General features: G+C 69.7%; 11 protein-coding genes. 6 read left to right on the top strand and 5 right to left on the bottom strand.

The genetic code is table 11. The features are described from left to right. Positions 1 to 37 precede the first annotated feature (37 nt). The 4 genes from ACTWPT_RS05560 to ACTWPT_RS05545 are packed head-to-tail and all read right to left on the bottom strand — an operon-like array spanning position 38 to position 4197. The gene (locus ACTWPT_RS05560) at positions 38 to 994 is read right to left on the bottom strand and encodes an AAA family ATPase (RefSeq protein WP_443176145.1); all 957 of its coding nucleotides are present in this window, start codon (positions 992 to 994) and stop codon (positions 38 to 40) included. Positions 995 to 1007: 13 nt separating this feature from the next. Continuing rightward, a complete protein-coding gene (locus ACTWPT_RS05555; RefSeq protein WP_443176144.1) occupies positions 1008 to 2222 on the bottom strand; it encodes a DUF4350 domain-containing protein in 1215 nt (404 codons plus the stop codon). Continuing rightward, positions 2219 to 3160 carry a DUF4129 domain-containing protein gene (locus ACTWPT_RS05550; RefSeq protein WP_443176143.1) on the bottom strand — a complete coding sequence of 314 codons (942 nt, stop codon included), beginning with the start codon at positions 3158 to 3160 and terminating at the stop codon, positions 2219 to 2221. Before ACTWPT_RS05550 ends, ACTWPT_RS05555 begins: the two co-directional genes overlap by 4 nt. Further along, positions 3157 to 4197, bottom strand: a complete 1041-nt coding sequence (locus tag ACTWPT_RS05545; protein ID WP_443176142.1) for a glycerophosphoryl diester phosphodiesterase membrane domain-containing protein — start codon at positions 4195 to 4197, stop codon at positions 3157 to 3159. Before ACTWPT_RS05545 ends, ACTWPT_RS05550 begins: the two co-directional genes overlap by 4 nt. Positions 4198 to 4675: 478 nt before the next feature. Between ACTWPT_RS05545 and mtrA the strand changes: the two genes are divergently transcribed. The 6 genes from mtrA to ACTWPT_RS05515 all read left to right on the top strand — a co-directional run bounded on the left by mtrA (position 4676) and on the right by ACTWPT_RS05515 (position 11777). Next, a complete protein-coding gene (gene mtrA / locus ACTWPT_RS05540) occupies positions 4676 to 5353 on the top strand; it encodes an MtrAB system response regulator MtrA (protein ID WP_026213951.1) in 678 nt (225 codons plus the stop codon). 18 nt (positions 5354 to 5371) lie between these two features. After that, positions 5372 to 7111 carry an MtrAB system histidine kinase MtrB gene (mtrB, locus tag ACTWPT_RS05535; RefSeq protein WP_443176141.1) on the top strand — a complete coding sequence of 580 codons (1740 nt, stop codon included), beginning with the start codon at positions 5372 to 5374 and terminating at the stop codon, positions 7109 to 7111. Next, positions 7098 to 8828, top strand: coding sequence for an LpqB family beta-propeller domain-containing protein (locus ACTWPT_RS05530; protein WP_443176140.1), 1731 nt, complete (start codon positions 7098 to 7100; stop codon positions 8826 to 8828). The genes mtrB and ACTWPT_RS05530 overlap by 14 nt, the downstream gene beginning before the upstream one ends. Before the next feature lie 42 nt (positions 8829 to 8870). Then, positions 8871 to 9617 carry a ComF family protein gene (locus ACTWPT_RS05525; RefSeq protein ID WP_443176139.1) on the top strand — a complete coding sequence of 249 codons (747 nt, stop codon included), beginning with the start codon at positions 8871 to 8873 and terminating at the stop codon, positions 9615 to 9617. A 629-nt stretch (positions 9618 to 10246) separates the two neighbouring features. Next, complete coding sequence (hpf, locus tag ACTWPT_RS05520; protein ID WP_443176138.1) at positions 10247 to 10915, top strand: ribosome hibernation-promoting factor, HPF/YfiA family; 669 nt, start codon at positions 10247 to 10249, stop codon at positions 10913 to 10915. Positions 10916 to 11078: 163 nt separating this feature from the next. After that, entirely contained in the window at positions 11079 to 11777 is a 699-nt protein-coding gene (locus ACTWPT_RS05515) for a response regulator (protein ID WP_127939903.1), read from the top strand. Positions 11778 to 11849: 72 nt separating this feature from the next. On the opposite strand, the gene ACTWPT_RS05510 is transcribed toward ACTWPT_RS05515, so the two are convergent. Continuing rightward, positions 11850 to 13043, bottom strand: a complete 1194-nt coding sequence (locus tag ACTWPT_RS05510; RefSeq protein WP_443176137.1) for a winged helix-turn-helix domain-containing protein — start codon at positions 13041 to 13043, stop codon at positions 11850 to 11852. Between the last annotated feature and the right edge of the window lie 87 nt (positions 13044 to 13130).

The raw sequence follows: 13130 nt of genomic DNA, 5'->3' as shown, positions 1-13130 counted from the left end.
CGGCTCACCACCATGCCGGTTTCCGTCGAGGCCGACATCAGCGCGGGACCGGGACCGAGGCCAGGATGCCGTCGAGCAGGCCGTCCGCGGTCGCGCCCTCCAGCTCGGCCTCCGGCCTGAGCTGCACGCGGTGCCGCAGCGCGGGCCTGGCCAGCGCCTTCACGTCGTCGGGCGTGACGTACGGGCGGCCGGACAACCACGCCCAAGCCCGCGCGGCGGCCAGCAGCGCCGTCGCCCCACGGGGGGAGACGCCCAGCTGCAGCGACGGGGAGTTCCTGGTGGCGCGGGCCACGTCCACGATGTAACCGAGCACCGCGGGCGCCACGTGCACCTTCGCGGCAGCCTCACGCCCCGCCGCCAGGTCCTCGGCCGACGCGACCGCCTTGACGCCCGACAGGTCACGGGGATCGAAACCGCCGGCGTGCCGCTCCAGCACCATGATCTCCTGCTCGCGCGGCGGCAGCGGCACGGTCAGCTTGAGCAGGAACCGGTCGAGCTGGGCCTCGGGAAGCTGGTACGTGCCCTCGTACTCGACCGGGTTTTGGGTCGCGCACACCACGAACGGGTCGGGCAGGAGCCTGGCCGAGCCCTCCACGCTGACCTGCCGCTCCTCCATCGCCTCCAGCAGCGCCGCCTGCGTCTTCGGCGGGGTGCGGTTGATCTCGTCGGCCAGCAGCAGATTCGTGAACACCGGTCCCTCGCGGAACTCGAACTCCGCGGTCTTCGCGTCGTAGATCAACGACCCGGTCACGTCGCCCGGCATCAGGTCGGGCGTGAACTGCACCCGCTTGAAGTCCAAGGACAACGCCGCCGACAGCGTACGCACCATCAACGTCTTGGCCACGCCGGGCACGCCTTCGAGCAGCACGTGCCCCTTGCACAGCAACGCGATGACCAGCCCTGTCACCACCGCGTCCTGCCCCACCACGGCCTTGGACACCTCGGCCCGCAGCGCGGCGAGCGCGTCCCTGGCGGCGTCGGCCGACGTCGTCACGCGGAAAGTCTCCTCAGAGTTCACTGACCTGCCTTTCGATGAAGTCCAAGTATCCGGCCAGGGCGACGAGGGCGGCGTCGTCAGCCGGGGGTGGTCCGTACAGTGCCGCGCCGACCTGGTGGGAGTCCTGCCGGGCACGGGTGGCGAGCGCCGCGACGACCTCCTGCGGGCCCGCGCCGGAGGTGAGGCCCAGCCTGGGGGTCAGGCGGTCGATCGTGCCCGCGCGCAGCGAGTCGGCGGCGCGTTGCCTGGCGCGTCTGGCCCGGTAGAGGCGGCCACGGCCCTCGACCGTCTCGGCCGCCCGTACGATGACCGGCAGCCGCTCGGCCACCACCGGGCCCAGGCGCCTGCCCCGCCAGAGCGCGGTGACGGCCACGGCGATGATCACCATGTAGATGGTCCAGCGGATGTTGTCGGGCATCAGGTCGTACATCGACTGGCCGAGCTCGCCGGGCAGCTCCATCGACGGTGGGCGCTCCGGGCGGATCAGCCAGGTGACGGGGCGGCCGGTGCCGATCAGGTTGAGGGCGAGCGCCGCGTTGCCGTCCTCGGCCAGCCGCAGGTTCGTCATGAACGAGCCGTCGCCGACGACCGTCGTGACGCCGCCCGCGTTCGGGTAGCTGACCAGCGTGTGTCCGCCGCCGGACGCCGGGTAGCAGCCGGTGCCGCCGGGCGGGGCGTTGAACAACACGCCGCCCATGTACGCGCTGCCCGCCAGCTTGGCCGCGGGCAGCTGGCACTGGGGCTCGCGGGAGCGGGTGCGGGCCGCTTCCGGGCGGGTGCGGACACCGGGGGCGAGGGACTGGAGCCCGAAGACGTCGCCGACGATCAGGCGGTCGCCCGGGATCCTGGACAGGGCGGATTCGTCGAAGTACGTCGTGTCCGTGATCAGGAGCAGGCGGTTGCCGCCCCTTGCCGTCATGTCGGCCGCCGCCTGCACGGAGTCCACCCTGTCCACCTGGACGCCGCGGGAGCGCAGGAGCTCGGCCAGCGCCTTGGAACCGGCCACGGAGGTGTCCGCGGGGTCGAGGCGGCGGGACGGGCCCTGGGACGGGGTGATCAGGACCCCTATCACCGCTGCCAGGACGAGAAGGGCGCCGAGCAGCACGATCATGCGGCCGGCGGTCCAGATGGAGCGGGCGGTGGGGGAGGTGGGCTCTGACCCGCCGGGCGCGGCGCCGGTCTGCGGGCCACCGGGCGCCGACGTCGGATGCATGATCACGCTCACGACCGCCCTCCACCGGACTCGGGCGCCCGCCCTTCCCCGGCCTCGCCGGAGGGCCACTCGCCGGTCCGGCCGGATGCGTCCTTCAGCCGCCCACCCGGTGGCTCTTCTGGCGACTCCACGGGCGGACCGCCATCCGGGCCTTCAACCGGCCCTGCGGCCGGGCTCGCCGGTGGCGCGCTGTCCTGACCACCGGTGGGGCGTCCCGGCTGGCCCCCGATCGGCGCTGCGGGGCCGGGGCCCGGGGCCAGGCCGGGGGGAACGCCGACGCCGGGCGGAGTGCCCGTGCCGGCGGCAGCACCGACGCCGGCCGGAACGCGTGCCTCGGCCGTGGCGGTCAGCGGGGCGGGGCGGGCCTGGCGGAGGTGGTCGTCGAGGAGAGCCATGGACGCGTAGGCCCCGCGGGTCCCGGGCACGCCGCCGTACGTGACGTCGTCGAACGAGCGGGCCGCCGCCGCCAGCTGCGTCGCGAACCCCGGCAGCGCCGCCGCCGCCTCCGCGGCCAGCTCGTCGGCCGTGCGTCCCGGCATGCCGTCCACCAGCGCCCGTTCCTCCAGGTCGCGGGCGATGGCCCGGAGGCGTTCCTGGATGGCCTCGCCCCAGCGCCCTTCGCCGGCGAGCCGTTCGGCGGCCTGCCGGTGCTCGGCCGCGGTCATCGCCCGATCCCCGAAGAGCCCGCCACCGGTGAGCGCGTTCTTGCGCGCGGTCTTGCGGAGCCGCCAGGAGATCAACACGATCAGGCCCACGATGATGAGGACGATCATCATGGCCGCGATGATCCCGCCCACCGGCCCGCCGCCCGTGGCCGCGTCGACCAGGTCGCCCAGGAACTGGGTGAAGCGCCGGTAGAGCAGGTCGACCAAGGATTCTTTTTCGTAGTCAGGCTTGAGGAGCTCCGCCGCGGCCCGGCGCGCGGCCTCCTCCCTGTCGATCGGGCTCACGGCCTGGCGGAGTTGGACGGATGCCAGAGCTCGTCGGCCGAACCATGCACCCAACCCTGCCGCTGCTGCTCGATGGCCGCCGTCTGCAGCACCAGGTCGAACGCCTCGCTGCGCATGCGCCGGTCGGCGTAGAGCAGGCCCGCCACCCCTGCCTCGAAGGGATAGGTGAACATCGCGCTGAGCGTGGCGCCGACCGCGATCAGCACGGCGGACACGACGGCGTTGGCCGCCGAGCCGGTGCCGAGCATGCCGAACAACGTGCCCGCGAGCGTGAAGGGCACCGACACGACCAACGCCACGAGGCCGACGAGCAGGGAGGTGAGCAGCAGGATGCCCAACACCCGCCAGAAGTCGCCGGTGACCAGGCGCCACGAGCGGCGCATGGCCTCGATCGGGCCCTTGCCCTCCAGGACCACGATCGGCGAGGCGAACGCGAAGCGGGTCCTGATGAAGATGTAGCAGGCGAAGTACGCGATGACGAACAGGACGGTCAGCCCGAGCGCCAAGCCGATGACCTGGCCGCTGGAGGCGTTCCCCTCGATCGCCATCATGAGCAGCACGAAGAGCAGCACGAAGAGCACCAGCGGCACCAACATGATGAGGGCCATCAGCCCCACGACGCCGAACAACGCCGGGATCCGGCCCTTGACGAGCTGCCATGCCTGGCCGGCCGTGAGGTTGCCGCCGAAGACGGCCCGGCCGAGTATGCGGGTCAGCACACCGGTCAGCAGGGTGACCACGACGAATTGGACGGCGTACGAGATCAGCGAGCCGCCATATTGGGCGGCGACGCCGTAAACGCTGGTGAGCTCGTCGGGTGAAGTCGTGGGGTCGGCCAGCGCGCTGCCCATGGTGTTGAGCACGAACGCCTGGCCGATGGCCAGGGGCACGGCGACGAGCAGGGCGGCGATGGCCGAGAGGCCGAGCACCGACTTCGGGTTGGACCGGATGAACTTGATCGTGCCGTCGAGGATGTCGCCGAGGCCGAGCGGGCGCAGGGGGATGATGCCCGGCCGCAGCGCCGGCGGGGGCGGCATGTAGCCGTGCCCGGGTTGCGGCTGGGGCGGATATGGTGTTTGGGGCCCAGGTCCGTAAGTGGGTTGCTCTCCGTACGGCTGCCCGTATTGAACCTGCTGCGGTGCCCCCGGGGCGGTCCACGGGGAGGCCGGCGGGGCGCTGTACGGCGGGGGCTGTTCGGCCGACCAGCCTGATGGCGTCTCGGGCGTGGGACCGTGACCGTCTGACATATCCCAATCCTGGCACGCTGAACGGGGCATTGGTGTCACGGAAGCGATTCGCCGCCTCATCTTGCCCGCATTCTCGGGCGAATCGGGGCAAGGTTCACGTCCAGGGATGGCCGAAAGTTGCTCGGTTACCGCAGACTGAGATTGCGGTCGCGGGGCGGGCCTAAAATTCGCCTTTTGTGGGTCTCAGGTCACACTCATAGGCCGACCAAGGGTAACCTTCAGCGATCGTGCGGGTATGTCCCACAATGCGTAGAACGAATGAGGGGCCATGAAAGGTCGCGTGCTGGTCGTCGACGACGACGCCGCTCTCGCCGAGATGCTGGGGATCGTGCTGCGGGGAGAGGGCTTCGAACCATCCTTTGTCTCAGACGGCGACAAGGCCCTCGACGCGTTCCGGGATACACGCCCGGACCTGGTCCTGCTTGACCTGATGCTGCCCGGAGCGGACGGCATCGACGTCGCGCGCAGGATCAGGGCTGAGTCGGGGGTTCCGATCGTCATGCTCACGGCGAAGAGCGACACGATCGACGTCGTGCTGGGCCTGGAGTCCGGCGCCGACGACTACATCGTCAAGCCGTTCAAGCCGAAGGAACTGGTCGCGCGGGTGCGGGCGAGGCTTCGCCGCACCGACGAGCCGACCCCCGAGATCCTGCAGATCGGCGACATCACCATCGACGTGGCCGGTCACTCGGTCAAGCGGAGCGAGGAGACCATCAACCTCACGCCGCTCGAGTTCGACCTGCTCGTCGCGCTGGCCCGCAAGCCGCGCCAGGTGTTCACCCGCGAGGTCCTGCTCGAGCAGGTCTGGGGCTACCGGCACGCGGCCGACACGCGGCTGGTCAACGTGCACGTCCAGCGGCTTCGGGCCAAGATCGAGAAGGACCCCGAGCACCCCGAAATCGTGGTCACGGTCCGCGGCGTGGGCTACAAAGCCGGCCCCGCCTGACCTTCGCCGCCCCCTGCCATGCCCCCGACGAAGCAGAAGAGGTCCCGCCGACGGACACTCCGCCAGATTCTCGGCGGAGTGCGCCGGCGGGTGCGCCGTGCGGCCGGCAGGGCGCGCCGCGTCTGGCGGCGCTCGCTCCAGCTTCAGGTGGTCACCAGCACGCTGGTGATCTCCGTGGTCGTGGTGGTCGTGCTGGGTGTGTTCCTGTCCACTCAGATCAACAAGTCGGTCATCGACAGCAGGACCCAGTCCTCCGTCAGCGAGGCGATCGCCGACCGCCTGCAGATCGCCGACGCGCTTGCCCCTGAGCTGGACGACCAGGCGGCCAAGGCGGCCGACGGCGGCAAGACGTCGGCCAACCCGCTCGACGACGTCATGGACACCGTGACCGGTTCCGGCGACGACAGCTCCAAGAAGCGCTACGACGTGCTGATACTCAACGAGGCCAGCCCGGGCAAGTCCCGCGCCTCGGGCACCGTCGTGCCCGCCAACGTGCCGCGCAGCCTCAGCGCCGGCTTGCGGCGCAACGTGGAGAAGCTGGAGTACGGCAAGACCGTCGGCTCCATCGAGCGGATCCTCTTCAACGGCCAGACCCAGCCCAGGCTGACGTACGTGGTCGGCGGCGTCGTGCACTCCTACACCGGCGACAACTACGAGGTCTACCACTTCTTCCCGCTCGACGAGGAAGAGGAACTGCTGTCCAACGTCCGGCTGGCCATCGTCGTGGTGGGCCTCGGGCTCGTGCTGCTGCTGGCCGCCATCGCCTACCTGGTCGCCCGTCAGGTCGTCACCCCGGTACGGCTCGCCCGGCAGGCCGCAGAACGCCTGGCCTCCGGCAAACTCGACGAGCGGCTCAAGGTGCGCGGCGAGGACGACCTCGCCCGGCTGGCGAACTCGTTCAACGAGATGGCCGCCAACCTGGCGCTCAAGATCCACCAGTTGGAGGAGCTGTCGCAGGTCCAGCGGCAGTTCGTCTCGGACGTCTCGCACGAGCTGCGCACCCCGCTGACGACCGTCCGCATGGCCGCCGACCTGCTGTACGACGCCCGCGAGGACTTCGACCCGATGGCCGCCCGCTCGGCCGAGCTCATGCAGGCGCAGCTGGAGCGGTTCGAGTCGATGCTGGCCGACCTGCTGGAGATCAGCCGCTACGACGCCGGCGCCGCCACGCTCGACCTCGACTCCGTGGACGTGCGCCAGGTGGTGCTGCGCGCGATCGAGGACTCCGAGGCGCTGGCCGAGCGCCACGGCACCCGCTTCGACCTACGGCTGCCCGCCGAGCCCTGCATGGCGGAGATCGACAACCGCAGGGTCGAGCGGATCCTGCGCAACCTGCTGTTCAACGCCATCGAGCACGGCGAGGGCAGGGAGATCGTGGTCACCGTGGGCGCCGACCGGGACGCCGTGGCCGTCGCCGTACGCGACCACGGGATCGGGCTGAAGCCGGGCGAGGACACCATGGTCTTCGACCGGTTCTGGCGGGCCGATCCGTCGCGGGCGCGGACCATCGGCGGCACCGGCCTCGGGCTGGCAATCTCCCGCGAGGACGCCACCCTGCACGGCGGCTGGCTGCAGGCTTGGGGGCAGCCGGGCGAGGGCTCGCAGTTCAGGCTGACGCTGCCCAGGATGGCCGGGGCCGGGCTGAAGGGCTCGCCGCTGTCGCTGGTTCCGCCGGAGATCGAGATGCGGCGCACCTGGCGCGGGGCCATGACGCCCGTGCTGCTGCCTGCTTCGGGAGACGCCCATGACGAGGATTAGGCGGCTCTCGGTGGTCGTGATGCTCGCGGCCGCCGTGGCCTGCGCGGGCTCCGGCTGCACCGTGATCCCGGTGAGCGGCCCGTACACCATGAACGAGGCGGCCGGCGCCGACCCGCTGACCAAGCCGTTCCAGCGCATGATCGCCACCTCGCCGCAGCCCGGCTGGGGTCTCGAGCAGACCGTCAGGGGCCTGCAGGCCGCCATGGCCGCCTACGCCGACGACCCGACGGTCCTGCCCCAATACCTGACCGCCGGAGCACTGAAAGGCTGGACCCCCTCGGGGGCGGTGACGGTGCTCGACGACCAGTTGCTGTTCGACCTGCCCGAGCAGGACGACGCCGCGTCCGTGCAGCGGGTCACGCTCAAGGCCAAGCAGGTGGCTCTTATCGAAGAGGACGACACCTACGTGCCGCAGGCCGGGAACTGGGAGAGGCCCTTGGATCTGGTCGAGGTCGAGGGAGGCGGCTACCGGGTCAGTAGCCTGCCCGACGGGCTCATCCTCACCAGGTCGGACGTGGAACGCGCGTACCGGCCGACCAAGCTCTACTACCTCAACGGCAGCACGCAGGACAGGCTCGTCGTGGACAACGTGCGCCTGCGGCTCAAGCCGGCGGAGACGTACGCGAAGGTCATACTCGAGCGCCTGCTGAAGCAGCCGAGCGGACCCCTGGCAGGCGCGGCGACCACGGCCTTCCCGCTCGGCGCCAAGGTCCAGTCGGTGAGGTCGGCCGAGGACGAGAGCGTGGTTATCAACCTGTCAGGCCCGCTGGACCTCCTGGACCTGAGTGGCGAGGACGCCCTCATGGCGCAGATCAGGTACAGCCTCAACAACAACGACATCGCCAAGGGCCGCAGCATTTCGGTGCTGGTGGACGGGGAGCCGTACACGAGCTACCACCCCAACACCGACGACCAGCGCTGGCTGGACAACACCGGCGACAGCGCCTACTACGTCAGCAAGGGTGCCGTCCACTACATGACGAAGGACGGGCCGGGCGGCGCCGTGGCGGGTCCGGGCGGCCAGCAGCGCCAGGGCTACTCCGACTTCGCCATATCCAAGAAGGGCGCGTACGTCGCCGCCACGACCTCCACCGGCATCTCCGTGGCCCCTCTCGCGCAGGAGGGGCAGTGGCAGGAGGTCATCCAGGGCACCGACCTGACCCCGCCGTCGTGGCACCGGGACGGGTCGTTGTGGACATTCGACCGCAAGAACAGGGCCGCGCTGCGGTACGACCCTGCCGGCAAGAGTGGGCCCGAGACGGTGTCCGCGCCCGGGGTGGAGAAACTGGACGTCACCCGCCTGCGCATCGCCAGGGACGGGGTGCGGGTGGTGGTGACGACCGGCAAGAACACCGTCTGGATCGGCGCGTTGACGGTCATGGGCGGGCTCAAGCTGGACAACTTCCGGTCTCTGACGACGACCGAGGCGGGAGACGAGATCCGGGATATCGCGTGGCGGGACGACGAGCACCTGCTCGTGCTGTTCAAGACCAAGGCCGGGCAGATACTGAACGAGATCGACATCGGCGAAGGGGACATCGTCGAGATTCCGCTGAAGGATCCGCTCCAGGCGTTGGCGGCGCGGAACGAGCGGGTTCTGGCGGAGTCCGAGCCGGAGAAGGGGCAGGGGTCCAAGCTCCTGGAGCTCAACGAGGACCAGAGCTGGACCTCGAAGATCGACTCCGACGTCGAGACCCCGCTGTTCCCCTTGGGCTGAGGCCAGAGCCCTTGGCGGGCGTCCCTGGCCGGTGGCCACGCGGTGGTTGATGGTGACGGGGACGGTGGGCGGGAATCGTCGGTGGTGGACGGCATGCTGGGCCGCGTGCTGAGCGTCGTACTCGATCTGATCCTTCCGCAGACCTGCGCCGGCTGCGGTGCCAAGGGAGCGCGTTGTTGCGGCCGCTGCCTGGCCGAGCTGACCGCCCGACCGGCACGGCGCCTGCCCAGGCCGCGGCTGCCCGGCACGCCGGACTGCTGGTCGGCGAGCCCATACGAGGGGGCGGTGCGCAAGGCGATCGTGGCGTACAAGGAGCGGGGCGCGGTGGCGCTGGCGGGTGTGCTGGCGGAGGCCCTGGCCTTCACCGCCCTCACGGCCATCGGCCGCACCGGTGGGCCGTGGGCGGAAGGGGGGTTCGCCGTCGTGCCGGTGCCCAGCGGACGGGCGAGCCTCAGCGCCAGAGGGCACGACCCGGTTGGCCGGCTGGCAGAGCTGGCGGTGCGCAGGCTGCGGGCGTTCGGCCTCCCGGCGGTGCCGTGGGCGGCGCTGAGCCAGGCGCGGCGGGTGGTGGACCAGGCGCGCCTGAGCTCGCCGGAGAGGGCCGCCAACCTCGCCGGGTCGCTTCGGGTCACTCCCACCGCGAAAGGGCCTCCAGCGGCCTGTGTGCTGCTCGTGGACGACATTGTCACGACCGGCGCCACGCTCGTGGAGGCCGCAAGAGCCCTGCGGTCGGCTGGTGTGAGTGTGCCCCTGGCCGTGACTGTCGCCGCGACACGCCGAAGATCTTGAAAAGCATTACCGTTACGGTCAGTAAAGAAAGATCCAAATCAAGACTCTTACCGGGAAGTCACATGTCACTTCCTCCGGGGATGTGGCGGGGCAGCTCGGCGGGAGGGAGGCCCGTCCTCATAAGGGTTGCCGATCGGTTCAATGGGGTATCAAACAGGACTCGCGGAGCCCGCGAAAATCACGGAAAGTGATCCTTTGGCAGATCCTCCGGCTGACATTCGCCCTGGATGCGGATAGCGTTCTGACATGGCACCCGTTCGGGTCCGTGGTTGCGCAGGGTCGGGGCTCCCGGCTCTGCTAGCCGATGCCAGCCGCAGGCAAAACGGTCCACGTAAGGCGACTCTTTGTCGACCGATCACGGTGCGGCTTAGGGGTAAGTCCTGCCTTCCCGAGGGGTCAGATACCCCTCGCCAGAAGAGAAGGGCAGTAGTGGCAATAGAGCTGCGAAATCCTCAGCAGGCGGATGTGGGGTCGAAGACCAGGTCGGCCGGACGGGTGCCGCCCGAGTTCCCGGTGACCGTGCGTCGGAAGAGGGTAACGGTGACAGAAAGGCAGACAGCAGACCCCGCCCGGCAGGCACCTAGTCGGGCGCTCTTGCTCAGTCGTTAGACCGAAAGGGGGGCTGTTGCATGGACATCATCGTCAAGGGCCGGCACACCGGAGTGAGTGATCGGTTCCGCGACCACGTGACGACCAAGCTGGCCAGGATCGAACGTCTGGACAACAAACTCATCCGAGTCGATGTGGAGGTGTCGAAAGAACGCAATCCGCGCCTTGCCGATCAGCGCGAGCGCGTCGAGCTCACCATTCACTCCCGAGGACCGGCCATTCGCGCCGAGGCCTCGGCCGACGACCGATTCGTAGCCCTCGACATCGCCCTCGACAAGCTGGAAGGCCGCCTCAGGCGGCTGGCCGACCGGCGCAAGGTCCATCACGGCAGCCACTGCCCGCCTTCTGTGGCGGAGATCACCGCGACGCTCCCCGAGGCCGCAGGCCTGGCACCGCGGAAGGAGGCCATCGTCCCCGGGCAGGCCGAGCCCAGCGAGGACGAGCTGCAGGAGCGCAGCGACAAGCTCTACGACGACATCGTCCCGATCGAGATGGACGGCGAGGGGCCTCTCGTCGTGCGGGAGAAGTTCCACAAAGCGGAGCCCATGACCATCGATCAGGCTCTGCTCGAGATGGAGCTCGTCGGGCACGACTTCTACCTGTTCCGCGACAAGGAGAGCGGCCAGCCGAGCGTCGTCTACAACAGACGCGGGTACAACTACGGCGTGTTGCGGCTCATAGAGCCCTGATCGCGCGCTAAAAGATCTTCTCGACCACCCGAGAACCGCTGGTTACATGCCATCATGGCGGTTCAACGGCTCTGGCCCCCCGACGAGGAGGAGACGTGAGCGAGCCCAGTCAGGTTCGGACGAGCGAGCGAAGTGCAGGTGCGAGGCGGATCAAGGAGGCCTCGTGACTGAGTCAGGCGAGGCTCGCACGTCAGCGAGCGAGCCGATCCGCGTGCTGATCGTTGACGATCACGAGCTGATCAGGCGAAGCCTGGCGCTGGCGCTAGCCGCTGAACCCGACATCGAGGTGGTCGGTGAGGCGAGCGACGGGCAGGAGGCGGTCGAACTCGCCGATCGCCTCATGCCTGATGTCGCGCTCATGGACGTGCGCATGCCACGGCAGGACGGGATCGAGGCGGCGAAGGGCATCAAAGCCTCCGTCCCGAGCACCCGCATCATCATGCTGACGGTGAGCGACGAGGAAGAAGACCTCTTCGAGGCCATCAAGGCAGGAGCGACCGGCTACCTGCTCAAGGACGTCCAGATCAACGACGTCCCCGCCGCGGTGCGCGGCGTGCACGAGGGCCAGTCGTTAATCAACCCGGCGATGGCGGCCAAGCTCATCAGCGAGTTCCAGAACATGAGCCGCAAGGAGTCCGAGCGCCCGCCCCAGCTGCCCGTTCCCCGGCTGACGGACCGAGAGATGGAGGTCCTGCGGCTGGTGGCCAAGGGCATGAACAACCGTGAGATCGCCAAGCAGCTGTTCATCTCCGAGAACACCGTGAAGAACCACGTGCGCAACATTCTCGACAAGCTGCAGCTGCACTCGCGCATGGAGGCCGTGGTGTACGCCGTGCGGGAGCGCATGCTGGAGATCACTTAGCGAGGTCGTAACCCGCTGGATCGTCCAGCGGGTTATGGGCGCAGCGCTTTCGATCTCGGGACAGTGCCCACTTCACCGTGCTGGTCGTTCCAGCATCGGCACGAGCTCTGGCGGGTCGGCGCGTTCGACGCGGATCGCGTCGCAGCCCACCCACTCGGCCGCTGACCATAGGGCGTCGGCTAACGCGTCGGCCCACTTGGCGGGGGACAGACCGGGCTCAAGGCTGATATTCCTGGCCACCAGGGTGGTGCCTTCGCGGGCTGGGTCGACGCGGCCGATCAGGCGGCCGCCCGCCAGCACCGGCATCGTGAAGTAGCCGTGGACCCTCTTGTGCTTGGGGACATAGAGCTCCAGCGTGTACGCGAAGCCGAAGACCCGCTCGGTGCGTCCCCGGTGCCAGATGAGCGAGTCGAAGGGCGACACCAGCGTCGTGCGGTGGCGGCCACGCGGCTCGGACTCCAGGGCCGCGGCATCCGCCCACGCATTGGCCTGGCCCTTCTTGCCTGGCCAGCCCGCGACGGTCACCGGCGTCAGGCCCGCCGCGCCGCTGAGCAGCACGTCGTCGAGTATCGCCGCGTAGCGGCCCTTGAGCCGCAGGAAGTCGATCAGGTCGGTCCTGTTGGCCACGCCCAGCGAGCGGCCGGCGACGGCGGCAAGGCGCACGATGCACTCCTCGTCCGTCAGGTCCTCGGCGAGGAGGTCGGCGGGGACCACGCGCTCGGCCAGGTCGTAGACGCGGCGCCAGCCGACGCGGCGGCTGCAGACCAGCTCGCCGATGTCCAGCAGCCACTCCAGGCCGATCTTGGAGTCCGACCAGTCCCACCAGGGGCCGCCGTTCTTGGCGCCGCCCACGTCGGAGGTCATCAGCGGGCCCGACTCGCGCACCTGCTCCAGGAGCTTGTCCACGGTGTCGGGGACCTCGTGCCAGCGGAATTTCCTGTCGCGGTAGGCGCGGCGCCGGAACGCGTAGAGCGGCCAGTGCTCGATGGGCAGGATGCAGGCTGCGTGGCACCAGTATTCGAAGCTCTGGGCGGGGTTGTGCCAGTAGGCGCGCTCGACCTTGGTCCTGCCCACCGCACCCAGGCGGGCGTACGCGACCAGCTCGTGGGAGCGGGCCAGCACCGAGATCGTGTCGAGCTGGACGGCGCCCAGCCTGCGCAGCATGGCGTGCACCCCGCCCTTGCGCGGGTCGGCGCCGATCAGGCCTTGCGAGCGCAGGATGATCCGGCGTGCCTCGTCGGCCGTCAGGTCGGTCGGACCGGTCATGGCTGCTTTGGGGTAGGGCGATGCATGCGATGCAATCTAGCGCCGGGCACCGACAAAACGCCGAGTGTGGGTGCGGCCCCTCCCGGC

Origin of the sequence: Nonomuraea sp. 3N208, from assembly GCF_052245935.1 — a bacterium.
In the GTDB taxonomy this organism is placed as follows: Bacteria; Actinomycetota; Actinomycetes; order Streptosporangiales; family Streptosporangiaceae; genus Nonomuraea.
Note: the sequence above shows the minus strand (reverse complement) of the source record. Positions and strands in the feature narration are given on the sequence as shown.